The organism is Chelatococcus reniformis, from assembly GCF_014640075.1.
GTDB lineage: Bacteria > Pseudomonadota > Alphaproteobacteria > Rhizobiales > Beijerinckiaceae > Camelimonas > Camelimonas reniformis.
Genome location: NZ_BMGG01000001.1, coordinates 904,864 through 931,649, shown reverse-complemented (window position 1 = coordinate 931,649; position 26,786 = coordinate 904,864). Strand labels below are relative to the sequence as shown.

Annotated in this window: 23 protein-coding genes; 21 read left to right on the top strand and 2 right to left on the bottom strand. The window is 68.9% G+C overall.

Annotated features, from left to right (window positions below; genetic code table 11):
• The first annotated feature begins 331 nt into the window (after positions 1-331).
• From sdhC to IEW34_RS03940, 5 genes are all read left to right on the top strand, one after another.
• Positions 332-751 (top strand): succinate dehydrogenase, cytochrome b556 subunit, encoded by a 420-nt coding sequence (sdhC, locus tag IEW34_RS03960; protein ID WP_188607782.1) that lies wholly within the window; start codon positions 332-334, stop codon positions 749-751.
• Positions 752-762: 11 nt separating this feature from the next.
• The gene (gene sdhD, locus IEW34_RS03955; protein ID WP_188607781.1) at positions 763-1,164 is read left to right on the top strand and encodes a succinate dehydrogenase, hydrophobic membrane anchor protein; all 402 of its coding nucleotides are present in this window, start codon (positions 763-765) and stop codon (positions 1,162-1,164) included.
• Between the two features lie 108 nt (positions 1,165-1,272).
• Positions 1,273-3,111 carry a succinate dehydrogenase flavoprotein subunit gene (gene sdhA, locus IEW34_RS03950; RefSeq protein ID WP_188607780.1) on the top strand — a complete coding sequence of 613 codons (1,839 nt, stop codon included), beginning with the start codon at positions 1,273-1,275 and terminating at the stop codon, positions 3,109-3,111.
• 122 nt (positions 3,112-3,233) lie between these two features.
• Entirely contained in the window at positions 3,234-4,019 is a 786-nt protein-coding gene (locus IEW34_RS03945) for a succinate dehydrogenase iron-sulfur subunit (protein ID WP_188607779.1), read from the top strand.
• A gap of 222 nt (positions 4,020-4,241) precedes the next feature.
• Positions 4,242-4,889: an AprI/Inh family metalloprotease inhibitor gene (locus IEW34_RS03940; RefSeq protein WP_244641744.1), complete on the top strand. Its 648-nt coding sequence runs from the start codon at positions 4,242-4,244 to the stop codon at positions 4,887-4,889.
• Between the two features lie 85 nt (positions 4,890-4,974).
• Here IEW34_RS03940 and IEW34_RS03935 read toward each other — a convergent pair whose 3' ends face one another.
• The gene (locus IEW34_RS03935) at positions 4,975-5,574 is read right to left on the bottom strand and encodes a GNAT family N-acetyltransferase (RefSeq protein WP_188607778.1); all 600 of its coding nucleotides are present in this window, start codon (positions 5,572-5,574) and stop codon (positions 4,975-4,977) included.
• A 185-nt stretch (positions 5,575-5,759) separates the two neighbouring features.
• Here IEW34_RS03935 and zapE point away from each other — a divergent pair, with 185 nt between their 5' ends.
• The 11 genes from zapE (at position 5,760) to IEW34_RS03880 (ending at position 19,358) form a co-directional block, all read left to right on the top strand.
• Positions 5,760-7,001 carry a cell division protein ZapE gene (gene zapE, locus IEW34_RS03930; protein WP_188607777.1) on the top strand — a complete coding sequence of 414 codons (1,242 nt, stop codon included), beginning with the start codon at positions 5,760-5,762 and terminating at the stop codon, positions 6,999-7,001.
• Between the two features lie 69 nt (positions 7,002-7,070).
• Complete coding sequence (locus tag IEW34_RS03925) at positions 7,071-7,688, top strand: TetR/AcrR family transcriptional regulator (protein ID WP_188607776.1); 618 nt, start codon at positions 7,071-7,073, stop codon at positions 7,686-7,688.
• 169 nt (positions 7,689-7,857) lie between these two features.
• Entirely contained in the window at positions 7,858-8,820 is a 963-nt protein-coding gene (gene mdh, locus IEW34_RS03920) for a malate dehydrogenase (protein ID WP_188607775.1), read from the top strand.
• Between the two features lie 88 nt (positions 8,821-8,908).
• A complete protein-coding gene (gene sucC / locus IEW34_RS03915; protein ID WP_188607774.1) occupies positions 8,909-10,102 on the top strand; it encodes an ADP-forming succinate--CoA ligase subunit beta in 1,194 nt (397 codons plus the stop codon).
• A gap of 4 nt (positions 10,103-10,106) precedes the next feature.
• A complete protein-coding gene (sucD, locus tag IEW34_RS03910) occupies positions 10,107-10,991 on the top strand; it encodes a succinate--CoA ligase subunit alpha (RefSeq protein ID WP_188607773.1) in 885 nt (294 codons plus the stop codon).
• Positions 10,992-11,441: 450 nt separating this feature from the next.
• A complete protein-coding gene (locus IEW34_RS03905; protein WP_188607772.1) occupies positions 11,442-14,402 on the top strand; it encodes a 2-oxoglutarate dehydrogenase E1 component in 2,961 nt (986 codons plus the stop codon).
• A gap of 257 nt (positions 14,403-14,659) precedes the next feature.
• A complete protein-coding gene (gene odhB / locus IEW34_RS03900) occupies positions 14,660-15,997 on the top strand; it encodes a 2-oxoglutarate dehydrogenase complex dihydrolipoyllysine-residue succinyltransferase (protein ID WP_188607771.1) in 1,338 nt (445 codons plus the stop codon).
• A gap of 154 nt (positions 15,998-16,151) precedes the next feature.
• A complete protein-coding gene (locus IEW34_RS03895; RefSeq protein WP_188607770.1) occupies positions 16,152-16,796 on the top strand; it encodes a LysE family transporter in 645 nt (214 codons plus the stop codon).
• Positions 16,797-16,861: 65 nt separating this feature from the next.
• The gene (locus tag IEW34_RS03890; RefSeq protein ID WP_188607769.1) at positions 16,862-17,284 is read left to right on the top strand and encodes a VOC family protein; all 423 of its coding nucleotides are present in this window, start codon (positions 16,862-16,864) and stop codon (positions 17,282-17,284) included.
• 85 nt (positions 17,285-17,369) lie between these two features.
• Positions 17,370-18,770, top strand: a complete 1,401-nt coding sequence (gene lpdA / locus IEW34_RS03885) for a dihydrolipoyl dehydrogenase (RefSeq protein ID WP_188607768.1) — start codon at positions 17,370-17,372, stop codon at positions 18,768-18,770.
• Between the two features lie 51 nt (positions 18,771-18,821).
• Positions 18,822-19,358 (top strand): hypothetical protein, encoded by a 537-nt coding sequence (locus tag IEW34_RS03880; RefSeq protein WP_188607767.1) that lies wholly within the window; start codon positions 18,822-18,824, stop codon positions 19,356-19,358.
• 38 nt (positions 19,359-19,396) lie between these two features.
• Here the strand turns inward: IEW34_RS03880 and IEW34_RS03875 are convergent, their stop codons facing one another.
• Positions 19,397-20,335: a tyrosine recombinase XerC gene (locus IEW34_RS03875; RefSeq protein ID WP_188607766.1), complete on the bottom strand. Its 939-nt coding sequence runs from the start codon at positions 20,333-20,335 to the stop codon at positions 19,397-19,399.
• A gap of 259 nt (positions 20,336-20,594) precedes the next feature.
• On the opposite strand from IEW34_RS03875, the gene IEW34_RS03870 reads away from it, so the two are divergent.
• The 5 genes from IEW34_RS03870 to IEW34_RS03850 all read left to right on the top strand — a co-directional run bounded on the left by IEW34_RS03870 (position 20,595) and on the right by IEW34_RS03850 (position 26,763).
• Positions 20,595-22,814, top strand: coding sequence for a primosomal protein N' (locus tag IEW34_RS03870; protein ID WP_188607982.1), 2,220 nt, complete (start codon positions 20,595-20,597; stop codon positions 22,812-22,814).
• Positions 22,815-23,143: 329 nt separating this feature from the next.
• The gene (locus tag IEW34_RS03865) at positions 23,144-23,719 is read left to right on the top strand and encodes a F0F1 ATP synthase subunit delta (protein WP_188607765.1); all 576 of its coding nucleotides are present in this window, start codon (positions 23,144-23,146) and stop codon (positions 23,717-23,719) included.
• Positions 23,719-25,248 carry a F0F1 ATP synthase subunit alpha gene (atpA, locus tag IEW34_RS03860; RefSeq protein WP_188607764.1) on the top strand — a complete coding sequence of 510 codons (1,530 nt, stop codon included), beginning with the start codon at positions 23,719-23,721 and terminating at the stop codon, positions 25,246-25,248. The genes IEW34_RS03865 and atpA overlap by 1 nt, the downstream gene beginning before the upstream one ends.
• 100 nt (positions 25,249-25,348) lie before the next feature.
• Entirely contained in the window at positions 25,349-26,236 is an 888-nt protein-coding gene (locus IEW34_RS03855) for a F0F1 ATP synthase subunit gamma (protein ID WP_188607763.1), read from the top strand.
• A gap of 113 nt (positions 26,237-26,349) precedes the next feature.
• Positions 26,350-26,763, top strand: coding sequence for an organic hydroperoxide resistance protein (locus tag IEW34_RS03850; RefSeq protein WP_188607762.1), 414 nt, complete (start codon positions 26,350-26,352; stop codon positions 26,761-26,763).
• Positions 26,764-26,786 lie beyond the last annotated feature (23 nt).

The following is a 26,786-nucleotide window of genomic DNA, read 5'->3' as shown; positions in this document are numbered from 1 at the left end:
AGCTGTTTCAGAGATGCGGACTTGCCTGCCTGCTGCCTTACCGCGTCCGATCCGGGCCGCGTGCAGAGCCGGAAGCAGACCTGCGGAGGGCGGCCGCGCAAGGCATTGTCGTTTCGCAGGTGGCGAAGTAAGCACCGCTTCGGCAAGGCCAGAGGGGCCTGCGGGCACCATTGCGGGCCGCGCCGACTTTGGATAGGAACCGTTCCAAACTAGCGCGGGCTCGGCATGCCTTGCCGGACCCGGGGGCACCACGGGCGGCGTCGGACGCGGCGCGCCGGGCGGCCCAGATCACCGTTGCCTGCCCAGCCGGCGGCAAAGTGGAGAGCCAAGGATGTCGGAAGTTCGGGCCAGGGCGCCTGGCGCAGGGGTAGAGCAGGCCCGGCCGCTGTCGCCGCACCTGCAGATCTACCGGTGGACGTGGACCATGGCCATGTCCGTCGTCCACCGCATCACCGGGTGCGCCCTCTACGGGGGCACGCTGCTCGTGGTGTGGTGGCTCGTCGCGCTCGCCGCAGGCCCTGGCCCTTACGCCACCGTGCAATGGGTGATGAATTCGATCCTTGGCCGGCTGGTGCTCATCGGCTTCACCTGGGCGCTGTTCCACCACATGCTCGGCGGCATCCGCCATTTCATCTGGGACCTGGGTTACGGCTTCGAGCGCGAAGCCCGCATGAACCTGGCCCGCTTCACGCTGTTCGGCTCGCTCGCCCTGACCGTCGTCGTCTGGGTGATCGCGCTGGCGCTCGCCTGAGGAGATCCGCCATGGCCGAGCCCACGAGAACGTTGCGCACGACACTGTCCAAGATCCAGGGTCTGGGCGCCGCCCATGCCGGCACCGAGCATTTCTGGCGCCAGCGCCTGACCGCGATCGCCAACCTGATCCTGATCATCGCCTTCGTCGGCATCCTATTGGCGGCCGGCGGCCGCGACTATGCGACGGCTGTGGCCATCGTCTCGCATCCGGCGGCGAGCATCGTGCTGCTGCTGCTGGTCATCTCCGTCGCCATCCACATGCGCATCGGCATGACGGTGGTCATCGAGGACTACGTGCACGACAAGGGCATGAAGCTCGCCGCAGTGATCCTCAACACCTTCTTCGCCGCGGCCGTGGCGGCGGCGGCGCTGTTCGCCATTCTCAAGCTCGGTCTCGGCCGCGTCGTTTAGGGCGGGATGATCCTTCCGCGCATCATCCCCTCAAAGTCATTGATTTGAGCATGATCTGTCCCAAAGACCCGCAGCCGCTCTTTGGCATCGTGCTCTAAGGAGGCTCGCATGGCATCCAACGGATCCACCAACGGCGCTGCAGCTCCGGCCGTCAACGGCCGCGCCTATCCGATCACCGATCACACCTTCGACGTGGTCATCGTCGGCGGCGGCGGCGCCGGCTTGCGTGCCACGGTCGGCTGCTCCCAGGCGGGTCTGCGCACCGCCTGCATCACCAAGGTGTTCCCGACGCGCTCGCATACGGTCGCGGCCCAGGGGGGCGTCGCCGCCTCCCTCGGCAACATGGGCGAGGACAACTGGCGCTGGCACATGTACGACACCGTCAAGGGGTCGGACTGGCTCGGCGACCAGGACGCCATCGAATATCTCGTCCGCAACGCGCCGGCGGCCGTCTACGAGCTCGAGCACTGGGGCGTGCCGTTCTCGCGCACCGAGGACGGCAAGATCTACCAGCGGCCCTTCGGCGGCATGACCACCGACTACGGCCGCGGCCCGCCGGCCCAGCGCACCTGCGCCGCCGCCGACCGCACCGGCCACGCCATGCTCCACACGCTCTATGGCGAGGCGCTGCGCAACTCGACGGAATTCTTCATCGAGTATTTCGCCATCGACCTGATCATGGAGGACGGCCGCTGTCGCGGCGTCGTCGCCATCAAGCTCGACGACGGCACCATTCATCGCTTCCGCTCGCATCTCACTATGCTCGCCACCGGCGGCTACGGCCGCGCCTACTTCTCGGCGACCTCGGCCCACACCTGCACCGGCGATGGCGGCGGCATGGTGCTGCGCGCCGGCCTGCCGCTGCAGGACATGGAATTCGTGCAGTTCCACCCCACCGGCATCTACGGCGCCGGCTGCCTGATCACCGAAGGCGCGCGGGGCGAGGGCGGCTACCTCACCAACTCGGAAGGCGAGCGCTTCATGGAGCGCTACGCCCCCTCGGCGAAGGACCTGGCCTCGCGCGACGTCGTCTCCCGCTCGATGACGGTGGAGATCCGCGAAGGCCGCGGCGTCGGCAAGGGCAAGGACCACATCTTCCTGCACCTCGACCACCTCGACCCCAAGATCCTGGCCGAGCGCCTGCCGGGCATCTCCGAGAGCGCCAAGATCTTCGCCGGCGTCGACGTCACCAAGGAGCCGATCCCGGTGCTGCCGACGGTGCACTACAACATGGGCGGCATCCCCACGAACTACCACGGCGAGGTGCTGACGAAGGTCGGCGGCGATCCCGATGCGGTGGTGCCGGGGCTGATGGCGCTGGGCGAGGCCGCCTGCGTGTCGGTGCACGGCGCCAACCGTCTGGGCTCCAACTCGCTGATCGACCTCGTCGTCTTCGGCCGCGCCGCGGGTCTGCGCGCCGCCGAGATCGTCACTCCCGGCGAGAAGCACGCCGAGCTGCCGACCCATTCGGCCGAGCTCGCGCTGTCGCGGCTCGACCGCTTTCGCTACGCCGACGGCAGCATCCCGACGGCCGATCTGCGCCTCGACATGCAGAAGACCATGCAGACCAACTGCGCCGTCTTCCGCACCGGTGAGGTGTTGGAGGAGGGCAAGAAGCTCATCCACGAGGTCTGGGGCCGGGCCAAGGACGTACGCGTCACCGACCGCTCACTGGTGTGGAACTCCGACCTGATCGAGACCCTGGAGTTCGACAACCTGATCGTCCAGGCCGTGGTCACCATGGATTCGGCTGTCAATCGCACCGAGTCGCGCGGCGCCCACGCCCGCGAGGACTATCCGGACCGCAACGACAAGGAGTGGATGAAGCACACGCTGACCTGGGTCGACGATCTGGCCAAGAGCGTGACCATCGATTACCGGCCGGTCCACACCTACACGATGACCAACGAGGTGCAGTACATCGAGCCCAAGGCCCGTGTGTACTAGAGCGCTTCGCGATCGGGTGGAACTCTCTCGCAAGAGAAGCGCTCCAGTTTCAAAAAGTTATGAGCATTCTCTGCCATTGGACGACCTTATTTAATGGCGAGATGCTCTAGGGAACTCTGACCATGGCCGAATTTACCCTGCCCAAAAACTCGCGGATGACCGAGGGCAAGACGTGGCCGAAGCCCGCGTCGGCCCAGCGGGTCACCACGTTCCGGGTCTACCGGTGGAACCCGGACGACGGCAAGAATCCGTCGATCGACACCTATTATGTCGACCGCGACGATTGCGGGCCGATGGTCCTCGATGCGCTGCTGTGGATCAAGAACAAGGTCGACCCGACGCTGACGCTGCGACGCTCCTGCCGCGAGGGCATCTGCGGCTCGTGCTCGATGAACATCAACGGCGCCAACACGCTCGCCTGCACCATGGGCATCGACGAGTGCAGCGACGGCAAACTGGTCAAGATCTACCCGCTGCCGCACATGCCCGTCGTCAAGGACCTGGTGCCGGATCTCACCACCTTCTACACCCAGCACGCCTCCATCGAGCCCTACCTCAAGACCGTGACGCCTTCGCCGGAGAAGGAGTGGCGCCAGTCCCCGGAGGACCGGCAGAAGCTCGACGGCCTCTACGAGTGCATCCTGTGCGCCTGCTGCACCACCTCCTGCCCCAGCTACTGGTGGAACGGCGACCGCTATCTCGGCCCGGCCGCCCTTCTGCAAGCCTATCGCTGGCTGATCGACAGCCGCGACGAGGACACCGGCGAGCGGCTGGACCGGCTGGAGGATCCCTTCCGCCTCTATCGCTGCCACACCATCATGAACTGCGCCAACGTCTGCCCCAAGCACCTCAACCCGGCCAAGGCGATCGCCGAGATCAAGAAGATGATGGTGACCCGCCAGCTCTGAGGCCGGCAAAGTTCGCTTTACCATTCCGCCTTAGTGTTTCCCGCGGGGCAGCGCGGCATCCGGGACACACCCGGCGCGAAACGGCAGCCGGTGCCTCGAAAGCGGCGGGCTTGTGCGCTAGACCTTGAAGCTGGACGCAAGCCCTTGGGCTCTCGGGATCCGGGGGCGTCGGACGACGATGGCCGTCCCGGCGCACCCCCAGCAGCGGTGTCGGATTACACGATGATGCAGGTCGCCGTCGAACGTGCCCCCCAGGCATCCGCCACGCCTGCCGGCCGCCGGCTTCGCGCGGTGTGGGCGCTTCTGCCCGTGGCGCTCGCCGTCGCCGGCTGCCAATCGAGCCGGTTCGATTCTGGCTCGTCCGTCTATGGCAGCCCACAGCGCCGCGTCGCCTCGGCTCCGCCGCTCGAGCCGGACGTGACGGCCCCCGGGCCGACGTCGCGGGTGGACGCGAGCCCGCTGCCGCCGGCCCCGGGCACCTCCATCGCACCTGTGGCGCCCGGCACCCCCGTGATCGACCCGGCGACCGGCCAGCCGGCCGTGGCATCCCTCGGCACGACGGCGACCCCGGCTCCGGCTCCCGCCGCACCGCCGCCGACCCGGGCGGGCGCGGTCGGCCGCTGGACGGCGAAGGAAGCGGCGGGCTCGTGCGGCGTCAACCTCTCCTCGACGCCGGCGCTCGACCTTTACAAGGCCAACACGTCGGGTTGCGCCAACAAGGACTTGCAGAGCGTCAACGCCTGGGAGCTGCGGGACGGAGAGGTCTACCTCTACGCCCGCGGCGGCGTGGTGGCGCGCCTGCGCGATTCCGGCGGCCAGTTCGCTGGCGTCATCGCCAAGTCCGGCGCCCCGCTGACTCTGAGCAAGTGAGCGCGGCCCAAAGCGCTGCTGCGGCTTTGGGCTTTTAAGTCGATGGATGGTCGGGTCAAGCCCGACCATGACGCGGGTGGCCGCCTCAAGCAGCCGGCCGGGCCTCGTCGCGGCCGGTACGCCAGATGCGCCGCTGCAAACTGATGGCCGCCTTGGTGAAGTCGATGGCGTCGTTCATCGCCTCGTTATAGAGCGTGAACAGCGTCGGCGCCTCGGCGTCGAGGTGCGCCACGGTCTCCCACCGGTCGAGCACGAGCTCGGCCTTGAACTTGCGGGCGAGCGCCTGCATGGCCCGGTTGTGGGCAAGGCAGTTCATACGCAGGTGCCGCACCCCGTAGGCGCGCGCACAGCGGATCAGATGCGCGAACAGCTCACGGCCGACGCCCTGGCGGCGCAAGCCCGGCTCGACGCTGAAGGCCGCCTCGGCGGTCGCCGAGTCGCCTTCGTCGGTCGGGTGCAGCTCGGCCGCGCCGCGAACCTCGCCGTCGACGATGTAGCCGAACACGACGGCGCCGCGGGAAAAGCAGCGTGCAGCGTAGCGAGCGATGAACTCGTCGCTGACGCCGCCGATGAAGCGGTTGCGCCGGCTGTCCGCATCGAGCCGCAGCAGGTGGTCGCGAAACAGCGGAAGGTCCGTCGCGAACAGCTTTCTGATCGCGCCGGTGGCGGGGGGAGTCCGGGCCATGGCCAAGTCCTTATTGTTCTTTCAGCGGCGGCTCCCTAGACCCGCGGAATATTGTGCATCGCAACAATGAGGGCAAGAGCTACCTCCTCCGCCATGTGCTCCGGCGCACTCGACACCGGCCGTCGCCGCCGGCAGCCGAGCGCGCCGCGATTGTCGCAATGCGGTAAAGACGCTAAAGCGTCTGCGTGACATCCCTGCCGTCCGCTTCATCCCTCAGCTCCGCTCATCGGCGCGGCCCGGTCCAGGTCCGCTACGATGCCCTCGTCGCCAATGGCGCCATCGAGCGTGACGACGCCCAGGAGCTGCTGGTCGAACGGCTCGACGAGCTTGCCGCCGAGCTCGCGGTGCCCAAGCCGGTCGGGCGCCCGGGCGTGCTCGGCCGCCTGTTCGGCGCGGCCTCCAAGTTCGGCTCGGCCTCCAAGTCCGCCTCCGGTCCGGGCGCCAGGGGGCTCTACGTGTGGGGCTCGGTCGGCCGCGGCAAGACCATGCTGATGGACCTGTTCTACGACGAGGTCACGGTCGCGACGAAGCGGCGCGCCCATTTCAACGCCTTCATGGCCGACGCCCACGAGCGCATCTTCCAGTTTCGCCAGGCGGTGAAGCGCGGCGAACGCAAGGACACCGACCCGATGCCCTTCGTTGCCGCCGAGCTCGCGGCCGAGGCCACGGTGCTGTGCTTCGACGAATTCACCGTCACCGACATCGCCGATGCGATGATCCTCGGCCGCCTGTTCAAGGTGTTGTTCGAGAAGGGCGTGACCGTCGTCGCCACCTCCAACGTGGAGCCGGACAAGCTCTACGAGAACGGACTCAACCGGGCGCTGTTCCTGCCCTTCACCGCCCTGATCGAGACGCATATGGAGGTGTTCCGCCTCGACTCGCGCACCGATTTCCGGCTGGAGAAGCTCGGCGGCTCGCCGGTCTACCACGTGCCGGCCGGCCCCGCGGCGCATGCCGCCCTCGGCCGGATGTTCCAGCGGCTCTCCGGCCTGACGCGCGGGCGGCCGCGCACGCTCATCGTCAAGGGACACGCGGTGGACGTGCCGGAGGCGGGCTCCGGCGTTGCCCGCTTTTCCTTCCCGGACATCTGCGGCAAGCCCTACGGCGCCTCCGACTACATGGCCGTCGCCCAGAACTTCCACACGGTGATCCTCGAAGACATCCCGATCCTCGACATCGACCGCCGCAACGAAGCCAAGCGGCTGATCACGCTCATCGACGTGCTCTACGATAGCCACGTCAAGCTGCTGGCCTCCGCCGCGGCGGAGCCGCCGGAGCTCTATGTCGGCACTAGCGGCCGCGAAGCGTTCGAATTCGAGCGGACGACCTCGCGCCTGATCGAGATGCGCTCGGACGCCTACCTCGGCACGCCGCACGGCCGCGCTCGCGAGGCCGGGGACGGCGCCACCGGGGTGGTCGAGACGTGATGCGCCCTTGGCGCGGCCGGCCACCCTCTCCCCGCCAGCGGGGCGAGGCGCGCTACGGGGCCTGAGCCGATGCGCGCCGCGCCGCAGCCCCGCGGCAGCCGGGCGCCGCGCAATCGGCTGATCGCCATCGCCGCCGACCACGTGCACCGGGTCGGTGCCAAACGGGTGCGCCTCGTCGCCGTCGCCGAGGACGCCGGGATGACCCATGCCAACGTCTACCGCTACTTCGCCTCCAAAGACGATCTGCTCGACGCCGTGGTCGGCGCGGCGCTCAGTCCGATCGAGGCGTTGCTGGCCGACATCGCCGGGGCGCCCGATCCGGCGGACGACAAGCTGGAGCGCATGATCCTGGCGCTCGCCCGCGGCTACCGGGACGTCCTGGAGCGGGAGCCGGAGCTGTTCGCCCTGTTCGCCGGCGCTGTCGAGGCGAACCGCCCGGTGGCGCGGCGGCACCTGGGGCGGGCGCGGCGGCTGTTCGGCGAGGTGCTCGACGACGGCGTCGCCACGCAGGTGTTCGACCTGGAGGATCGCGAGGCGGGGCTGTCGCTGCTGATCGACGCGCTGCATCGCTTCACCCACCCGATGTCGATCCGGCTCGACGCGGACCGCGTGCGCAGCAGCCTCGACGGCCGCCTGCAGGCGACGATGGCGACCGTGCTGCGGGCTCTCAAGTCGCGCGGGGTGTGATCGATTTATAAATTACATAATTTGAAATTTGTCCCATAAAGTCGGGCGAGGTCCGTGTCGTTCCTCGCTTCCGCCACGCAAACGACTTGATGGGCGGGAGAGATTGAGTCAGACAACGCCCGCTCACCGGGGGTCGCCGTGCCCCTCTCGCCCCGAGGTTTCCGCTCCCATGGCCCGCAAGAAGATCGCGCTGATCGGTGCCGGTCAGATCGGCGGCACGCTGGCCCATCTCGCCGGCCTGAAAGAGCTGGGCGACATCGTCCTGTTCGACATCGCCGAGGGGGTGCCCCAGGGCAAGGCGCTGGACATCGCCGAGAGTGCCCCGGTCGACGGCTTCGACGCTACCTATCGCGGCACCCAGTCTTATGCCGACATCGCCGGCGCCGACGTGGTCATCGTCACCGCCGGCGTGCCGCGCAAGCCCGGCATGAGCCGGGACGACCTGCTCGGCATCAATCTCAAGGTGATGGAGGGCGTGGGTGCCGGCCTGGCCCGCTATGCGCCCGATGCGTTCGTGGTCTGCATCACCAATCCGCTCGACGCCATGGTGTGGGCGCTGCAGAAATTCTCGCGGATCCCCCACCACCGCATCGTCGGCATGGCCGGCGTACTCGACTCGGCCCGCTTTCGCCGCTTCCTCGCCGACGAGTTCCAGGTGTCGGTGAAGGACGTCTCGGCCTTCGTGCTCGGCGGCCACGGCGACGACATGGTGCCCCTGGTGCGCTACTCGACCGTGGGCGGCGTGCCGTTGCCGGCGCTGGTCGAGATGGGCTGGACCAGCTGGGAGCGGCTCGACGCCATCGTGGCGCGCACGCGCCAGGGCGGCGGCGAGATCGTGGCCCTGCTCAAGTCGGGCTCCGCCTTCTATGCCCCGGCCGCCGCGGCCATCGCCATGGCCGAGAGCTATCTCAAGGACCAGAAGCGGGTGCTCCCCGCCGCCGCTTTTCTCGACGGGGAATATGGTGTTGAAGACACCTTCGTCGGCGTGCCCGTCGTCATCGGCGAGCGCGGCGTCGAGCGCATCGTCGAGATCGCCCTCGCCAGCGACGAGAAGGCCATGTTCGACAATTCGGTCGCCTCCGTCCAATCCCTGATCGAAGCCTGCAAAGGCATCAATGGAGCGCTGACCTGATCAGATCGTCATCGTAGGGTTTGACGCCCCTGACATACCACCATCACCGCCCCGCCCGCAGGACCACCGGCGCAGAGGAACGTTCCGCATGAATATCCACGAATACCAGGCCAAGGCCGTCATCAAGGAGTTCGGCGCCCCCGTCTCCCGCGGCAAGGCGATCTTCTCGGCCGCCGAAGCCGAGGCGGCTGCGCGCGAGCTCGGCGGCCCGCTCTGGGTGGTGAAGAGCCAGATCCACGCCGGTGGCCGCGGCAAGGGCAAGTTCAAGGAGGCGAGCGCCGGCGAGAAGGGCGGCGTGCGTCTCGCCAAGTCGGTCGAGGAGGTCAAGCAGTTCGCCGAGCAGATGCTCGGAGCGACGCTGGTCACCATCCAGACCGGCGAGGCCGGCAAGCAGGTCAACCGCCTCTACATCGAGGACGGATCCGACATCGACAAGGAGTTCTACCTGTCCATGCTGGTCGACCGTGCCACCGGCCGCGTCGCCTTCGTCGTCTCCACTGAGGGCGGCATGGACATCGAGCAGGTGGCCCACGACACGCCCGAGAAGATCGTGACCTTCGCGGTCGATCCGGCCACGGGCGTCATGCCCCACCACGGCCGCCAGCTGGCGCAGGCGCTGGGCCTCGTCGGGGATCTCGCCAAGCAGGCCGACAAGCTCGCCAGCGTCCTCTACAAGGCCTTCGTCGAGAAGGACATGGCCATGCTCGAGGTCAATCCGCTGATCATCACCAAGGATGGTCACCTGAAGTGCCTCGATGCCAAGGTGAGCTTCGACGACAATGCCCTCTACCGGCATGCCGACGTGGTGGCGTTGCGCGACATCACCGAGGAGGACAGCAAGGAGATCGAGGCCTCCAAGTACGACCTCGCCTACATCGCGCTCGATGGCACCATCGGCTGCATGGTGAACGGCGCCGGCCTCGCCATGGCCACGCTCGACATCATCAAGCTCTACGGTGAGGAGCCGGCCAACTTCCTCGACGTCGGCGGCGGCGCCACCGAGGAGAAGGTCACCGCGGCCTTCAAGATCATCACCTCGGATCCCAACGTGAAGGGCATCCTGGTCAACATCTTCGGCGGCATCATGAAGTGCGACGTCATCGCGCGCGGCGTCATCGCCGCGGTGAAGGCCGTCGGCCTCCAGGTGCCGCTCGTGGTGCGGCTCGAAGGCACCAATGTCGAGCTCGGCAAGCAGATCCTGCGCGAGTCGGGACTGAACGTCATCCCCGCGGACGATCTCGACGACGCGGCACAGAAGATCGTCAAGGCGGTGAAGGGCTGATCACATGTCCATTCTGATCGACAAGAACACCAAGGTCATCTGCCAGGGCTTCACCGGCAAGAATGGCACCTTCCACTCCGAGCAGGCGATCGCCTACGGCACCAAGATGGTCGGCGGCACCTCGCCCGGTAAGGGCGGCGCCACCCACCTCGGCCTGCCGGTGTTTGACACGGTGGCCGAGGCCCGCGACGCCACCGGCGCTGACGCCACGGTCGTCTACGTGCCGCCGCCGGGCGCAGCCGACGCCATCTGCGAGGCGATCGACGCCGAGATCCCGCTGATCGTCTGCATCACCGAGGGCATCCCGGTCCTCGACATGGTGCGGGTCAAGCGCTCGCTCTCGGGCTCCAAGTCGCGCCTCATCGGGCCGAACTGCCCGGGCGTCGTCACCGCGGGCGAATCGAAGATCGGCATCATGCCGGCCAACATCTTCAAGCCCGGCAGCGTCGGCATCGTCTCGCGCTCCGGCACGCTGACCTACGAGGCCGTGTTCCAGACCACCAACGAGGGCCTGGGCCAGACCTCGGCCGTGGGGATCGGCGGCGATCCGGTGAAGGGCACCGAGTTCATCGACGTGCTGGAGCTGTTCCTGGCGGACCCGCAGACCAAGTCGATCGTCATGATCGGCGAGATCGGCGGCTCGGCCGAGGAGGAGGCGGCGCAGTTCCTCAAGGACGAAGCCAAGCGCGGCCGCAAGAAGCCCATGGTCGGCTTCATCGCCGGCCGCACCGCGCCTCCCGGCCGCCGCATGGGCCACGCGGGCGCCATCATCTCCGGCGGCAAGGGCGGGGCCGAGGACAAGATCGCCGCCATGGAGGCCGCGGGCATCCGCGTGTCGCCGTCGCCGGCCCGGCTCGGCACGACGCTGGTCGAGGTGCTCAAGGGCTGATGGTGGCGAGCTTTGGCCGCCATGCACATATAGTGGCGGTTCGCCGCTCTCTGCTGCAGGTGCCGACGCCAGGATCGTTGTCCTGGCGAGTGCTCCCGGAGCGCTCGGCGATGGGGCGGGCTCGCCCAATCGCCAAAGAAGCGCTCCAGATTCAAGCAGCTGGAGCATTCTTCGGCCGTTGGATGGTGTTCATCCCATGGCGAATGCTCCGGCCGCGGCGCGGCGGACGGGCCGGCACGGCTCATCGCCGTACCGGCGACTTCGTGGCGCGGAAGCGCTCCGGCACACCGCACGGATGCCGCGATCTGCGCCCATGTGAACGACCGCGGACCAGCAGGTCCGCTCGACCCGGAGCCCACCGGAGGGCCGAGGGACGAGGCTCGACGAAGCCTTTCTAGCGGCGCCCGCGATTGCGACGAGCGGGCGCCGGTTCCGGCAGGGACATGACTGATGGCACGCCAGGACGCCAACGCGCTTTTCGCCGACACCGCCTTCCTGTACGGCGGCAATGCGGCCTACCTCGAGCAGCTCCAGGCCCGCTACGAGCGAGACCCGCGGTCGGTCGACGCCGAGTGGCAGACGTTCTTCGCCGCGCTGAAGGACGAGCCCGCCCTCGTCGCCAAGAACGCAAAGGGCGCCTCCTGGACGAAGCCGAACTGGCCGGTCGCCGCCAACGGCGAACTGGTGGCCGCGCTGGACGGCAACTGGCCGGCCGAAAGCCCCATCGGCGACAAGATCAAGCGCCAGGCCCAGGGCAGCGGCGTCGACCTGACGGACAGCCAGGTGGCCCAGGCGACGCGCGACAGCGTGCGCGCCATCATGATGATCCGCGCCTACCGCATGCGCGGCCACCTGCACGCCGACCTCGACCCGCTGCATCTCCAGCCGCGCGGCGACCACATCGAGCTGCACCCTTCGTCCTACGGCTTCGACGAGGCCGACTACGATCGCAAGATCTTCATCGACAACGTGCTCGGCCTCGAGTTCGCGAGCGTGCGGGAGATGCTGACCATCCTCGAGCGCACCTATTGCCAGACGCTCGGCTTCGAGTTCATGCACATCTCCGATCCGGTCGAGAAGGCGTGGATCCAGGAGCGCATCGAAGGCCCGGACAAGGAGGTCACCTTCACCGACCAGGGCAAGCGCGCCATCCTCAACAAGCTGATCGAGGCGGAAGGCTTCGAGAAGTTCATCGACATCAAATACACCGGCACCAAGCGCTTCGGCCTCGACGGCGGCGAGGCGATCATCCCGGCGCTGGAGCAGATCATCAAGCGCGGCGGCGCCCTGGGCGTACGCGACATCGCGCTCGGCATGGCGCACCGGGGCCGCCTGAACGTGCTCGCCCAGGTCATGGGCAAGCCGCATCGCGCCATCTTCAACGAATTCAAGGGCGGCTCCTCGAAGCCCGATGACGTCGAGGGCTCCGGCGACGTGAAGTACCACCTGGGCGCCTCGTCCGACCGGGTGTTCGACGGCAACGAGGTGCACCTGTCGCTGACCGCCAACCCCTCCCACCTGGAGATCGTCGATCCCGTGGTGCTGGGCAAGGTGCGTGCCAAGCAGGACCTGATGGGCGACTCGGTCGATCGCACCACGGTGATGCCGCTCCTCATCCACGGCGATGCGGCCTTCGCCGGCCAGGGCGTGGTGGCGGAGTGCTTCGGCCTGTCCGGGCTGAAGGGCCACCGCACCGGCGGCTCGGTGCACTTCATCATCAACAACCAGATCGGCTTCACCACCAACCCGCGCTTCTCGCGCTCCTCGCCCTACCCGTCGGATGTGGCGAAGATGGTGGAAGCGCCGGTGTTCCACTGCAACGGCGACGACCCGGAGGCGGTGGTGTTCGCCGCCAAGGTGGCGACCGAGTTCCGGCAGCGCTTCCACAAGCCCGTCGTCATCGACATGTTCTGCTACCGCCGCTTCGGCCACAACGAGGGCGACGAGCCGGCGTTCACCCAACCGGTGATGTACCGCAAGATCCGCCAGCATCCCTCGACGCTCGAGATCTACGCCAAGAAGCTGGTGGCCGAAGGCATCGTCACCGAGGAACAGGTGGAGGAGCGCCGGGCCGAATGGCGCGCCCACCTCGATGCCGAGTTCGAGGTCGCCCAGGACTACAAGCCCAACAAGGCCGACTGGCTCGACGGGCGCTGGTCCGGCATGAAGGCGGTGCGCGAGGACAGCGACGATCCGCGTCGCGGCCAGACCGGCGTCGCCGCCGAGACGCTGAAGGAGATCGGCGACCGTCTGACGCGGTTGCCGAAGGGCTTCACCGCCCATCGCACCATCCAGCGCTTCATGGATACGCGCCGCAAGATGATCGAGACCGGCGAAGGGCTCGATTGGGCGACGGCGGAGGCGCTGGCGTTCGGCTCGCTGATGCTGGAAGGCCATCCGATTCGGTTGTCGGGCCAGGACGTGGAGCGCGGCACCTTCTCGCAGCGCCATTCCGTCCTCCACGACCAGGAGACGGATCGCCGCTACAAGCCGCTCAACCACATCCGTGATGGCCAGGCGCGCTACGAGGTCATCAACTCAATGCTCTCGGAAGAAGCGGTGCTCGGCTTCGAGTACGGCTTCTCCCTGGCCGAGCCCAACGCGCTCACCCTGTGGGAGGCCCAGTTCGGCGACTTCGCCAACGGTGCCCAGGTGGTCGTCGACCAGTTCATCTCATCAGGCGAGCGCAAGTGGCTGCGCATGTCCGGTCTGGTGATGCTGCTGCCGCACGGCTACGAGGGCCAGGGGCCGGAGCATTCCTCGGCGCGCCTGGAGCGTTATCTGCAGTCGTGCGCCGAAGACAACATGCAGGTCGCCAACTGCTCGACGCCAGCCAGCTACTTCCACATCCTGCGTCGGCAAATGAAGCGGGACTTCCGCAAGCCGCTGGTGCTGATGACGCCCAAGTCGCTGCTGCGGCACAAGCGCTGCGTCTCGACGCTGTCGGAGCTGGCGGAAGGAACCACCTTCCACCGGGTGCTCTACGACGACGCCCAACGCAACCCCGAGGCCAGCGCCGTCAAGCTGGTGCGCGACGACAAGATCCGCCGCCTCATCCTGTGCACCGGCAAGGTCTACTACGACCTCCTGGAGGAGCGCGAGAAGCGCGGCATCGACGACGTCTACCTGCTGCGCGTCGAGCAGCTCTATCCGTTCCCGGTCAAGTCGATCGCCAACGAGGTGTCGCGCTTCCCGAACGCCGATCTGATCTGGTGCCAGGAGGAGCCGCGCAACATGGGTGCCTGGACCTTCGTGCAGCCCTACCTCGACTGGGTGCTCGAGCACCGGGACGCCAAGATCAAGCGGCCGCGCTATGTCGGTCGGCCGGCGGCGGCGTCGCCCGCCGTGGGCCAGATGTCGAAGCATCTGGCCCAGCTCCAGGCCTTCATGGACGACGCCTTCGCGGCGTGAGGCCCCTTCCTCGCCCCGCTTGCGGGGCGAGGGCGTGGGCGGGCGCAGTCGATGCCATCGGCCAGCGTCACCGTGCAGAGGCGCTCGTCTAGCCAATTTATCGCCGGCGGCGGCTGCGGCGGCCGGCGGTCAAAAGCGGCGATCGGGAGGGCATCGGATCCATCGGATCCGCGCCGCCCGTTCGCTTCCGACAGCTCAAGGCGGGCGACCGCCGCCGACATTTCCGATGCGAAGGGGGCCCGTAAGGGCACATCACCATGGCGACCGAAATCCGTGTTCCGACCCTAGGCGAATCGGTGACCGAGGCCACCATCGGCCGCTGGTTCAAGAAGGCCGGCGACCCGGTGAAGGCGGACGAGCCGCTCGTCGAGCTGGAGACCGACAAGGTCACGCTGGAGGTCAACGCGCCGTCGAGCGGCGTGCTGTCCGAGATCGTCGCCAAGGACGGCGACACGGTCGAAGTGGGCGCCCTGCTCGGCTCGATCGGCGAGGGCAACGGCGCGGCCAAGGCTGACGCCAAGCCCGAGCCCAAGGCGGCCAAAGCGACGGAAAAGAGCGCGGACAAGGTGGCCGAGAAGCCGGCGGAACCGGCCGTGGCCCAGGCGGGAGGCCCGGCCGCCGTGACCGGCAAGCCGGGCGCGACCGGCGACAAGACTGGCGCCGTGCTGGGCGGTGCCGAGGAGATCAAGCCGCGCACGGCGGCCGACAGCGGCCCGGCGGTGCAGCGCATCGCCGTCGAGAGCGGCGTCGATCCGGCTGGTGTCGGCGGCACCGGCAAGGACGGCCGGGTCACCAAGGGCGACATGCTGGACGCGGTGGCGCGCATCGGTGCCGCGGCGGCCAAGCCCGCCGAGGCACCGGTGCAGGCGCGGGCGCCCTCGCCGGCCGACGACGGCGCCCGCGAAGAGCGGGTGCGCATGACCAAGCTGCGCCAGACCATCGCGCGCCGGCTCAAGGAAGCGCAGTCGAATGCCGCCATGCTGACGACGTTCAACGACGTCGACATGAGCGGCGTCATGGATCTGCGCAGCCAGTACAAGGATGCCTTCGAGAAGAAGCACGGCGTCAAGCTCGGCTTCATGGGCTTCTTCGTGAAGGCCTGCGTGCAGGCCCTCAAGGACGTGCCCTCGGTCAACGCCGAGATCGACGGCACCGACATCATCTACAAGAACTACTACCACATCGGGGTCGCCGTCGGCACCGACCGGGGCCTGGTGGTGCCGGTGGTGCGCGATGCCGACCGGATGTCGATCGCCGAGGTCGAGAAGTCGATCGCCGAGTTCGGCAAGCGGGCCCGCGACGGCCAGCTCAAGATCGAGGAGATGCAGGGCGGCACCTTCACCATCTCCAACGGCGGCATCTACGGCTCGCTGCTGTCGACGCCGATCCTCAATGCGCCGCAGTCGGCCATCCTCGGCATGCACCGCATCGAGCAGCGGCCGGTGGTGGTGAAGGGGCAGATCGTGGCGCGGCCGATGATGTATCTCGCCGTCAGCTATGACCACCGCATCGTCGACGGCAAGGAGGCGGTGACCTTCCTGGTCCGCATCAAGGAGAATTTGGAGGATCCGGCGCGCCTGGTGCTGGACCTCTGACGGCGGGCGGGCTGCGGCGCGCTCTCGACCGGCAAGGGCTTGACCCGGCCATCCATCGGCACGAGGACATGCAAGTCCGACAGGACGGGCCGGTTGTCGTGCCTGAGTTAGGGGACGGCCGGAGCGGCCGGGCCACGACGCGGGGAGCGGGCCAATGGCAAGCACGCTGGTGGAGTACCTGACGCTGATGTCGGTGTTCGGCCTTGCCGCCGTGGCGCCGGGGCCGGGCTTCGCCATGGTGGTACGCCAGAGCGTCGTGCACGGTCGCCGCGCCGGTATCATGACCAGCCTCGGCGTCGGTGCCGCGCTGCTCGTTCACGCCGCCTACACGCTGGCCGGGCTCGGCTTCCTCGTCGCGCATTCGCTCATCGCCTTCAGCATCCTGAAGTGGGTGGGCGCCGGCTATCTCGTCTATGTCGGTATCAAGACGTGGCGGGCGCCAGCGCCCGGCGAGCCGCCACCGGAGAGCGCGGAGGCACCGGCCACGCGCGGGCTCCCGGATGCCCGCAGCTTCGGCCTCGGCTTCCTCACCAACGCGCTCAACCCCAAGGCCGTCCTGTTCTTCCTCGCGCTGTTCACCACGCTGGTCAGCGCCACGACGCCGCTGGCCGTGCAGGCGGGCTACGCGGTGTCGATGGCGGTCCTGCTCGTGGGCTGGTTCACCCTGGTCGCCTTCTTCTTCACCGGCCGCGCGGTGCGCGAGCGACTGCACCGGCTCGGGCGCTGGTTCAACCGGGTCACCGGCGCGCTGCTCGTCGGCCTGGGCATCAGGCTCGCGGTGCAGCGGGCGGTCGGCTGATGCTCGCGCGGGCTTGACGCAAGGGGGTCGACCTTCCCACCTGGAGCTAGAGGAGAGGAACTGCCATGGCCGCCGGTCCCCATGCCCCGCCCATCCAGGCGCATATCTGCGTGAAGGGCGGCACTGACGCGATCGCCTTCTATGAGAAGGCCTTCGGTGCTACCTGCGTGTTCCAACAGCTCGCCGACGATGGCAAGCGCGTCCTGCACGCGAGCCTGCAGCTGTTCGGCGGCGAGGTGATGCTCAACGACGAGCTTCCGGAGTTCGGCCGCGACGTGCTCTCGCCGCCGAGCCTGGGCGGAGCCAGCATGGCCGTCGCCATCGCCGTGGCGCAGCCGGCCGACGTCGACGCCGCAATCGCGCGGGCCGAGACTGCGGGGGCCACCGTCGTCATGCCCGCTTGCGATGCGCCCTGGGGCGCGCGCTACGGGCGCCTGCGCGATCCCTTCGGCCACGTCTGGGAATTCAACGCGCCGCTTCCGTCCTGACCGATCCGTTCAGATTTGCCGTGTGCCGCAGGGTTCCGCCGGAAAACCGCGGGGCACCCCGAAACTTGCTTAGGAACAACCCTGCATGTCCTACGACCTCATCGTCATCGGCTCCGGGCCGGCCGGCTACGTATGCGCCATCCGCGCGGCCCAGCTCGGGCTCAAGACCGCCGTGGTCGAAAAGGAGAAGACCTTCGGCGGCACCTGCCTCAACATCGGCTGCATCCCGTCGAAGGCGCTGCTGCATGCCTCCGAGCTGTTCGAGGAAGCGGGCCACGGCTTTGCCGCCTTCGGCATCGGCGTCGGTACGCCGAAGCTGGACCTCAAGCAGATGATGGCCCACCGGGCCGAGACGGTGGCGGCCAACGTCAACGGCGTCGCCTTCCTGTTCAAGAAGAACAAGATCGACAGCCACATCGGCACGGGCCGGCTCACCGGGCCGGGCAGCGTCGAGGTGACGGCGGAGGACGGCACCAAGACCACCATCGAGGGCAAGGCGATCGTCATCGCCACCGGTTCGGAGGTGACCCCGCTCAAGGGCGTCGCCATCGACGAAAAGCGGATCGTATCGTCCACCGGCGCGCTCGAGCTCGACAAGGTGCCGGGCAAGCTGGTGGTGATCGGCGCCGGTGTCATCGGCCTGGAGCTCGGCTCGGTGTGGCGCCGTCTCGGCGCCGAGGTGGAGGTGATCGAGTTCCTCGACCGCATCCTGCCCGGCATGGACGCCGAGGTCGCCAAGCAGAGCCTGCGCCTGTTCCAGAAGCAGGGCATGAGCTTCCGCCTGTCGTCGAAGGTCACCGGCGCGGCGCCCACCGACACGGGCGTGACGCTGACTGTCGAGCCCGCCGCCGGCGGCGCGGCCGAGACCATCACGGCGGACATCGTGCTGCTCGCCATCGGCCGGCGGCCCTTCACCGCTGGGCTCGGCCTGGAGGAGGCCGGCGTCAAGCTCGATGGGCGCGGGCGGGTCGAGACCGACGCGCACTACCGCACCAGCGTGCCCGGCATCTATGCCATCGGCGACGTCGTCGCCGGGCCGATGCTGGCCCACAAGGGCGAGGACGAGGGCATGGCGGTGGCCGAGATCATCGCCGGCAAGGCGGGCCACGTGAACTACGAGGCCATCCCCGCCGTGGTCTACACCTATCCGGAGATCGCCTCCGTCGGCCGCTCCGAAGAGGAGCTGAAGGAAGCCGGCATCGCCTACAACGTCGGCCGCTTCCCGTTCACCGCCAACGGCCGCGCCCGCGCCAACCGTACCACCGAGGGCTTCGTCAAGGTGCTGGCGGACAAGGAGACGGACCGGGTGCTCGGCGTCCACATCGTCGGCGCCCAGGCCGGCGAGATGATCCACGAGGCTGTCGTGCTGATGGAGTTCCGCGGCTCGTCTGAGGACCTCGCCCGCTCCACCCACGCGCATCCGACCATGTCGGAAGCCGTGAAGGAGGCGGCCCTTGCCGTCGACAAGCGGGCGATCCACATCTGAGCGGCCGCCCGCCGCGTCGACCAGGCCGCGCGCGTGGTGCCGAGGTCAACGATGCGCCGTCTGCTCAAGCCGCTGTGGTTCCTGCTCGCGGTCCTCTTCCTGATCGAGGCCTGGTTCTGGGACCACCTCCAACCGGTGTTCGCCTGGATCGGGCGCGTCGTGCCCTGGCAGCGGGTGCGGCGTGCGCTCGAGGAGGCGGTACGCCACCTGCCGCCCTACGCGGCGCTGGTGCTGTTCGCCGTGCCGCTGGCGCTGGTGGAGCCGATGAAGCTGCTCGCCCTCTGGCACCTCGCCGAGGGGCGGCTCATCACCGCAGTGATAATCTTCGCGGTCGCACAAATCCTGGCGCTCGGTCTGAGCGTCTTCTTGTTCGACCTGGTGAAGCCGAAGCTGCTCAGCATCGCCTGGTTCGCGCGCCTCTACGCCTGGGTGATCCGGCTCAAGGACTGGGCTCACGCCCAGGTCGAGCCGGTCAAGCGCCAGCTCGCCGCGATGGTCCGCGCCCTGCGCCTCGACAGCGGCCGCTTCGCCCGCCGCTGGTCGCTGCTGCGCAAGCGCGCCCGTGCCGCCTCGGTGCGCAACTCTTAAGTTGGCCAGCGGATGGTCGGGTCGAGCCCGACCATCGCTCAAGACGGCGCGATGGCGCGCGGGTGCGCCTCGTCGTAGGCCTTGAGCAGGCGCGCGGCGTCGATCTTGGTGTAGCCCTGGGTCGTCGACAGCGAGGCATGGCCGAGCAGCTCCTGCACGCTGCGCAGGTCGGCGCCCTTGCCCAGGAGGTGCGTGGCAAAGGAGTGGCGGAGCGCATGCGGGGTGGCGCTGTCGGGCAGGCCGAGGGCGCCGCGCAAGGTCTCCATGGCGAGCTGGATGATGCGCGGCGATAGTGGGCCGCCGCGGGCGCCCACGAACAGCGGCCCGTCGGCCGGCAGCGGCCAGGGGCATTGGGCGACATAGTCGCCGACCCGGGCGGCGACCTGGGGCAGGATCGGCACGCTGCGCGTCTTGTTGCCTTTGCCGGTGACAGTGAGGCTGTCGGTGCCCGGCAGCGGTGCATCGCGCCGTCGGATCGATAGCGCCTCGCCGAGGCGTAGCCCCGCGCCGTAGAGCAGCGACAGCACGGCGGCATCGCGTGCCAGCACCCAGGACGGCCGGTCCTCGCCGGCGCGCGTCTCGCTTGTGCTCACCGCCCTGGCGGCTGCGGCCGAGACCGGCCGCGGCAGGTTGCGCGCCAGCTTGGGGCCGCGCACCGCGGCGATGGCGCTCGCCACGCCGAGCCCCTCGCGCTCGCAGAAGCGGGCGAAGGAGCGCAGCGCCGCAAGCTGGCGCATGAGCGAGCGGCCGTCGATGCCGTCGCGGCGCCGCGCGGCCAGGAAGGCGCGCACGTCAAGCGGCTTCAGCCCGATGAGAACGGCGAGCGACGGCGGCGCGCCCTGGTGCAGGGTGAGGAAGGCGAAGAATTGGCGCAGGTCCCGGCTGTAGGCCTCCAGCGTCAGCGGCGACAGCCGGCGCACCGTGGCGAGATGGTCGAGCCAGCGCTGGAACGCCTGGGCGAGATCGGCCTGGGTCATGGTGCCATTGTGCGGCGCAAGGCTTAATAGGGGGTGACGTTCCGGCTTGCTCGCTTTTGAGCGCGTCGCTCCCCAGCGTCATGGCCAGGCATGACCCGGCCAGCCATCTCACTGGAAACGCTACCATGCGTCCAGCCCTTGCGGGCTGAAGTCTGCCGCGTCGGTGGGTGGTCGGGTCAAGCCCGAACCATGACGTTGCGACGGTGGATCGTCACCCGGGCTCGCAGAGCCCCGAATCGATGTTATCTGCCGCCCGATGATGCAGCGACTAGACCGACCCGACGAGGCGGGCCGCACCGCGGCCGCGCCGGCTGGCGCGATCGCCGACGTGCTGGTGCCGCTCGCGCTCGACACCGCCTACTCCTACCGGGTGCCGCCTGGCCTGGCGCTGGCGCCCGGCGACGTGGTGCAGGTGCCACTCGGCCCGCGCGAGACGCTCGGCGTCGTCTGGAACCTGCGCGCCGGTGACGGCGCCAACCTCAAGGCGGTGAGCGGCTGCTTCGATGCGCCGGCGCTGCCGCCGGCGCTGCGCGAACTGCTCGACTGGATCGCTCGCTACACCCTGGCCCCGCGCGGCATGGTGCTGCGGCTGGCGCTACGCGACCCCGGCCGCGGCGGGCCGGAGCCGCTGCGGCTCGGCGTGCGGGCGACCGGGCGGCTGCCACGGCGCCTCACGCCGGCGCGCCGGCGGGTGCTCGCCGCGGCAGAGGGCGGCCTCCCCCATATCAAGCGCCAGCTCGCCGAGGCGGCCGCCGTCAGCGCCGCGGTGATCGACGGCCTCGTCGACGAAGGCTCCTTGGAGCCGGTGGTGCTGACGCCAGAGACGACGCCCCTCCCCGATCCCGACTTCGCCCCCACCGCGCTGTCGGTCGCGCAGCAGGAGGCCGCGGCGGCGCTGCGCCGATCCGTGGCCGCCGGCGGCTTCGGCGTCACCCTGCTCGAGGGCGTCACCGGCTCGGGCAAGACCGACGTCTATTTCGAGGCGGTGGCGGCGGCCCTGCAGGCCGGCCGCCAGGCGCTCATCCTGATGCCGGAGATCGCGCTCACCGGCCAGTTCCTGAGCCGCTTCGCGGCGCGCTTCGGGACGCCGCCGGCCGAGTGGCACTCCGGCGTCGGCGGGCGCCGCCGCGAGCGCATCCACGCCGGCGTGGCGAGCGGCGCGATTTCCGTGGTGGTCGGCGCCCGCTCGGCCCTGTTCCTGCCTTTTGACCGCCTGGGGGCCCTCGTCGTCGACGAGGAGCACGAGGCCGCCTACAAGCAGGAGGACGGGGTGCATTATCACGCCCGCGACATGGCCATCGTGCGCGGCCGCATCGAGGGCTTCCCGGTCGTGCTGGCGTCGGCGACGCCGTCCATCGAGACCCGCGTCAATGCGGAGCGCAGCCGCTTCGCCCGGCTGCTGCTGCCGGAGCGTTTCGGCCAGCGCGCCCTGCCGGCGGTGACCACCATCGACCTGCGCCGCGACCCGCCGGCGCGCGGACATTGGCTGTCGCCGGTACTGGTCGAGGCCGCCCAGGCGACGCTGGAGCGCGGCGAGCAGGTGCTGTTCTTCCTCAACCGCCGCGGCTACGCGCCGCTCACGCTCTGCCGGCGCTGCGGCCATCGCTTCCAATGCCCGAACTGCTCGGCCTGGCTGGTGGAGCACCGCTTCCGCCGGGCGCTGGTCTGCCACCATTGCGGTCACGCCGAGCGTCGTCCGGACAGCTGCCCAGCCTGCGCCGCGGCCGACACGCTGGTGCCGGCCGGGCCCGGAGTGGAACGGCTCGCCGAAGAGGTGGCCGAGCTGTTCCCGCAGGCCCGTTCCGTCGTTCTCTCCAGCGATTTTCCCGGCGGCACCGAGCGCCTGCGGCACGAGCTGGCGGCCGTTGCGGCGGGCGAATTTCCCATCGTCGTCGGTACCCAGCTCGTGGCCAAGGGCCACAACTTCCCGCACCTGACGCTGGTCGGCGTCGTGGACGCCGACGTCGGGCTCACCAGCGGCGATCCGCGCGGCAGCGAGCGCACCTTCCAGCTGCTCCAGCAGGTGACCGGCCGGGCCGGCCGCGGCGCCAGGGCCGGGCGGGCGTTGCTGCAGACCTATCAACCCGAGCATCCGGTCATCGCCGCCCTGGTCTCGGGCGAGGCCGAGCGCTTCTACGCCGAAGAGACGGCGGCGCGCCGCGCCGCGGGGCTGCCGCCGTTCGGCCGGCTGGCCTCGCTGATCGTCGCGGCACCCGATCGCGGCGAGGCCGAGGCGCACGCCCGCGCCCTGGTCCGCGCCGCCCAGGCCGTCGCAGGCTTTCCTGACGACGTTGTGGTGCTCGGCCCGGCCGAGGCGCCGCTGGCGCTGCTGCGCGGCCTCCACCGCTTCCGAATCCTGGTGAAGACGGCGCGGGCCACCGACATGCAGGGCTTCCTGCGTGCGGCGCTCGCCGGGGCACCGCGGCCGCCGCAGCGCATCCGCGTTACCGTCGACGTCGACCCGCAGAGCTTCTTCTGAACCGAGCGGCGGTGGGCGGCGCGCTGCGGCCAAACGCAGCATGCGCGCGGAATTTGCCGCCGCCCGGCGCGCCTCGACGCTCAGGGGCGCGCCGGGCGGTAAGGGGAATTGTGACGCCGGCCCGCGGCGCGCCGCAACGTGGCGCGACTGTGACCGTTTCGCGACTTTGCCGTGGGCTGCGCTGGTTGCGCACCCCCCATCACCATGCTAGGGAGCCGCCAATGGGTGGCGGCTGCCGCCCTGCTCCCTAAACCCTGTGCTCGCAAGACTTGGCGCATTGCACCCGGTGGTGTCTGCGCGACTGGCGAGGCTCAACGTGAGACGCCGAGGTGTCCGACAAAACTTCCTCGTCCGGTCCTGTATCAGGGGTCGCCAACCGTTTCGCGTCAGCGCTGCTGGAGACCGCGGATGAGTCCGGCCCCGGCGCCATCGATCAGGTGGAGCGCGATCTCGACCGGTTCAATGCGCTGATCGCCGAGAGCCCAGATCTCGCGCGCCTCGTCCGCAGCCCGGTCTTCAGTTCCGAGCAGCAGTTGGGCGCGATCAAGGCGATCCTCGACAAAGCCGGAATCGGCGGCCTTGCCGCCAACTTCCTCAAGCTCGTCGCCAGCAAGCGCCGCCTGTTCGCCGTGCAGCAGATGATCTCTGCCTACAAGGCGATGGTGGCCACCAAGCGTGGCCTGGTGCATGCCGAGGTCACCGTCGCGGAGGCGCCGTCGCCGCGGGTCGTCGACGACATCAAGGCGGCGCTCAAGGGCGTGGCCGGCGACAAAGTGGTGCTCGACGTCAAGGTCGACCCGTCGATCATCGGCGGGCTCATCGTCAAGCTCGGCAGCCGCATGATGGATGCCAGCCTCCGCACCAAACTCAATTCAATCCGCCTTGCGATGAAAGAGGTCGGCTGATGGACATTCGGGCCGCAGAAATTTCCGCCATCCTGAAGGAGCAGATCAAGAACTTCGGCCAGGAAGCGGATGTCACGGAAGTCGGGCAGGTGCTGTCCGTCGGCGACGGCATTGCTCGCTGCTTCGGGCTGGATCAGGTCCAGGCCGGCGAGATGGTGGAGTTCGAGTCGGGCGTGCGGGGCATGGCCCTCAACCTCGAGCTCGACAACGTCGGCGTCGTCGTGTTCGGCTCCGACCGTGAGATCGCCGAGGGCCAGACGGTCAAGCGCACCGGCGATATTGTCGACGTGCCGGTCGGCAAGGGCCTGCTCGGCCGCGTCGTCGACGCGCTGGGCAACCCGATCGACGGCAAGGGCCCGATCGCCGCGACCGAGCGCCGCCGCGTCGACGTCAAGGCGCCGGGCATCATCCCGCGCAAGTCGGTGCACGAGCCGATGGCCACCGGCCTCAAGGCTATCGACTCGCTGATCCCGATCGGCCGTGGCCAGCGTGAGCTGATCATTGGCGACCGCCAGACCGGCAAGACTGCGATCGCGCTCGACACCATCCTCAACCAGAAGCCGCTGAACCAGGGCGACGACGAGAAGCAGAAGCTCTACTGCGTCTACGTCGCCATCGGCCAGAAGCGCTCCACCGTCGCCCAGTTCGTGAAGGTGCTGGAGGAGAACGGCGCGCTGGAATACTCGATCGTCGTCGCCGCGACGGCGTCCGATCCGGCCCCCATGCAGTTCCTGGCGCCGTTCTCCGGCTGCGCCATGGGCGAGTTCTTCCGCGACAACGGCATGCACGCGGTCATCATCTACGACGACCTGTCGAAGCAGGCCGTCGCCTACCGCCAGATGTCGCTGCTGCTGCGCCGCCCGCCGGGCCGTGAAGCCTACCCGGGCGACGTGTTCTACCTGCACTCGCGCCTGCTCGAGCGCGCGGCCAAGATGAACGACGATCACGGGGCGGGCTCGCTGACGGCGCTGCCGGTCATCGAGACCCAGGCCAACGACGTTTCGGCCTACATTCCGACCAACGTGATCTCGATCACCGACGGCCAGATCTTCCTGGAGACCGACTTGTTCTTCCAGGGCATCCGCCCGGCCGTAAACGTCGGCCTCTCGGTGTCGCGCGTCGGCTCCTCGGCCCAGACCAAGGCGATGAAGAAGGTCGCCGGCAAGATCAAGGGCGAGCTCGCCCAGTATCGCGAGATGGCCGCCTTCGCCCAGTTCGGCTCGGACCTCGACGCCACCACCCAGCGCTTGCTCAATCGCGGCGCGCGACTGACCGAGCTGCTCAAGCAGCCGCAGTTCTCGCCGCTCAAGATGGAAGAGCAGGTGGCGGTGATCTACGCGGGCGTGAACGGCTACCTCGATGCGCTGCCGGCCGAGCGCGTGAAGGACTACGAGAGCGGCCTGCTCGGCGCCCTGCGGGCCCGTCATCCGGAGATCCTGGAGGCGATCCGCAGCTCGAAGGACCTGAACGACGACGTCGCCGGCAAGCTGAAGAGCGTCGTCGACGAGTTCACCAAGACGTTCGCCTGAGGCGTGCAGTCGTCAGGCGCGGGCCGATGGCCCGTGCCTTCGCCGTCCCGACCCCCACGGCGGACTGGTCGGGCGCGTCCGGGACGGACAGGGGCCCTGAATGCCGAGCTTGAAAGACCTTCGCAATCGCATCGCCTCGGTCAAGGCGACGCAGAAGATCACCAAGGCCATGCAGATGGTGGCCGCGGCGAAGCTGCGGCGCGCCCAGCAGGCCGCCGAGCAGGCCCGGCCGTTCGCCGAGCGCATGGGCCAGGTGCTCGGCAACCTGGCGCAGGGCGTCGCCGGCCAGCCCGGGGCGCCGCGCCTGCTCGCCGGCACCGGCTCCGACCAGACCCATCTGCTCATCGTCTGCACGGGCGAGCGCGGCCTCGCCGGCGCCTTCAACTCCGCCATCGTGCGCCTGGCGCGTGAACGCGCCCTCGCGCTCAAGGCGCAGGGCAAGACGGTAAAATTCTTCCTCGTCGGCAAGAAGGGCTACGACGCGCTGCGCCGCCAGTTCGAGACGGACATCGTCGAGCGCATCGAGCTGCGCAGCGTCAAGACCATCAGCTTCGATACGGCCGAGGACATCGCCCACAAGGTGCTGCGCATGTACGAGGAAGGCGCCTTCGACGTCGCCACCTTGTTCTTCTCGCACTTCGGCTCTGTCATCCAGCAGGTCCCCACAGCCCAGCAGGTCATCCCGGCGGAGGTGCCGGAGGGCGGCAACGGGGCCAGCGCGAGCCTCGGCGGTGCCGTGTACGAATACGAGCCGAGCGAGGAGGAGATCCTGGAGAGCCTGCTGCCGCGCAATGTCGCCGTGCAGATCCTCCATGCGCTGCTCGAGAACAACGCCTCCTTCTACGGCGCCCAGATGAGCGCCATGGACAATGCCACCCGCAACGCGGGCGACATGATCCGCAAGCAGACGCTGCTCTACAACCGGACGCGCCAGGCGATGATCACGAAGGAACTGATCGAGATCATCTCCGGTGCCGAGGCACTCTAGCCCCGGCTGACGTCTCTTCGCGTCATGTTGCTCTCAGGACTTGATTTGAGCCCGATCTTCTCCAAAAACCGGACTCGACTCTTTGGGGATATCCTCGAGCGCGGAGGTTCGTGATGACGGCGGCATACACGACGACGGCAACGGCGGAAGGCGGCCGGGATGGCCGCGCCGCACTCACCGAGGGCGGGCTGGCGCTCGCCTTCGCCATCCCCAAGGAGATGGGCGGGGCCGGCAACGGCAGCAACCCCGAGCAACTGTTCGCGCTCGGCTACGCCGCCTGCTTCAACTCGGCGCTGCTGTTCGTGGCACGCGCCAAGAAGGTGGACGTGAGCAAGGCCAAGGTGACGGCGCAGATCGGCATCGGGCCCAAGGCGGGCGGCGGCTTCCAGCTCGAAGCGGCGCTCAAGGTGCACATCCCGGGCGTGCCGACCGACGAGGCCAAGGCGCTCGTCGATGCGGCGCACCAGGTCTGCCCCTATTCCAACGCGACGCGCGGCAACATGCCGGTGTCGCTCGACATCATCTAACGGCGAGACCCGGACGGGGTCGG

Excerpts from the sequence above, each read along its gene's own strand:
- sdhC (WP_188607782.1), top strand. The coding sequence starts at position 332 with ATGTCGGAAGTTCGGGCCAGGGCGCCTGGCGCAGGGGTAGAGCAGGCC.
- sdhD (WP_188607781.1), top strand. The coding sequence starts at position 763 with ATGGCCGAGCCCACGAGAACGTTGCGCACGACACTGTCCAAGATCCAG.
- sdhA (WP_188607780.1), top strand. The coding sequence starts at position 1,273 with ATGGCATCCAACGGATCCACCAACGGCGCTGCAGCTCCGGCCGTCAAC.
- IEW34_RS03945 (WP_188607779.1), top strand. The coding sequence starts at position 3,234 with ATGGCCGAATTTACCCTGCCCAAAAACTCGCGGATGACCGAGGGCAAG.
- IEW34_RS03940 (WP_244641744.1), top strand. The coding sequence starts at position 4,242 with ATGATGCAGGTCGCCGTCGAACGTGCCCCCCAGGCATCCGCCACGCCT.
- IEW34_RS03935 (WP_188607778.1), bottom strand. The coding sequence starts at position 5,574 with ATGGCCCGGACTCCCCCCGCCACCGGCGCGATCAGAAAGCTGTTCGCG.
- IEW34_RS03925 (WP_188607776.1), top strand. The coding sequence starts at position 7,071 with ATGCGCGCCGCGCCGCAGCCCCGCGGCAGCCGGGCGCCGCGCAATCGG.
- mdh (WP_188607775.1), top strand. The coding sequence starts at position 7,858 with ATGGCCCGCAAGAAGATCGCGCTGATCGGTGCCGGTCAGATCGGCGGC.
- sucC (WP_188607774.1), top strand. The coding sequence starts at position 8,909 with ATGAATATCCACGAATACCAGGCCAAGGCCGTCATCAAGGAGTTCGGC.
- sucD (WP_188607773.1), top strand. The coding sequence starts at position 10,107 with ATGTCCATTCTGATCGACAAGAACACCAAGGTCATCTGCCAGGGCTTC.
- IEW34_RS03905 (WP_188607772.1), top strand. The coding sequence starts at position 11,442 with ATGGCACGCCAGGACGCCAACGCGCTTTTCGCCGACACCGCCTTCCTG.
- odhB (WP_188607771.1), top strand. The coding sequence starts at position 14,660 with ATGGCGACCGAAATCCGTGTTCCGACCCTAGGCGAATCGGTGACCGAG.
- IEW34_RS03895 (WP_188607770.1), top strand. The coding sequence starts at position 16,152 with ATGGCAAGCACGCTGGTGGAGTACCTGACGCTGATGTCGGTGTTCGGC.
- IEW34_RS03890 (WP_188607769.1), top strand. The coding sequence starts at position 16,862 with ATGGCCGCCGGTCCCCATGCCCCGCCCATCCAGGCGCATATCTGCGTG.
- lpdA (WP_188607768.1), top strand. The coding sequence starts at position 17,370 with ATGTCCTACGACCTCATCGTCATCGGCTCCGGGCCGGCCGGCTACGTA.
- IEW34_RS03880 (WP_188607767.1), top strand. The coding sequence starts at position 18,822 with ATGCGCCGTCTGCTCAAGCCGCTGTGGTTCCTGCTCGCGGTCCTCTTC.
- IEW34_RS03875 (WP_188607766.1), bottom strand. The coding sequence starts at position 20,335 with ATGACCCAGGCCGATCTCGCCCAGGCGTTCCAGCGCTGGCTCGACCAT.
- IEW34_RS03870 (WP_188607982.1), top strand. The coding sequence starts at position 20,595 with ATGCAGCGACTAGACCGACCCGACGAGGCGGGCCGCACCGCGGCCGCG.
- atpA (WP_188607764.1), top strand. The coding sequence starts at position 23,719 with ATGGACATTCGGGCCGCAGAAATTTCCGCCATCCTGAAGGAGCAGATC.
- IEW34_RS03855 (WP_188607763.1), top strand. The coding sequence starts at position 25,349 with ATGCCGAGCTTGAAAGACCTTCGCAATCGCATCGCCTCGGTCAAGGCG.
- IEW34_RS03850 (WP_188607762.1), top strand. The coding sequence starts at position 26,350 with ATGACGGCGGCATACACGACGACGGCAACGGCGGAAGGCGGCCGGGAT.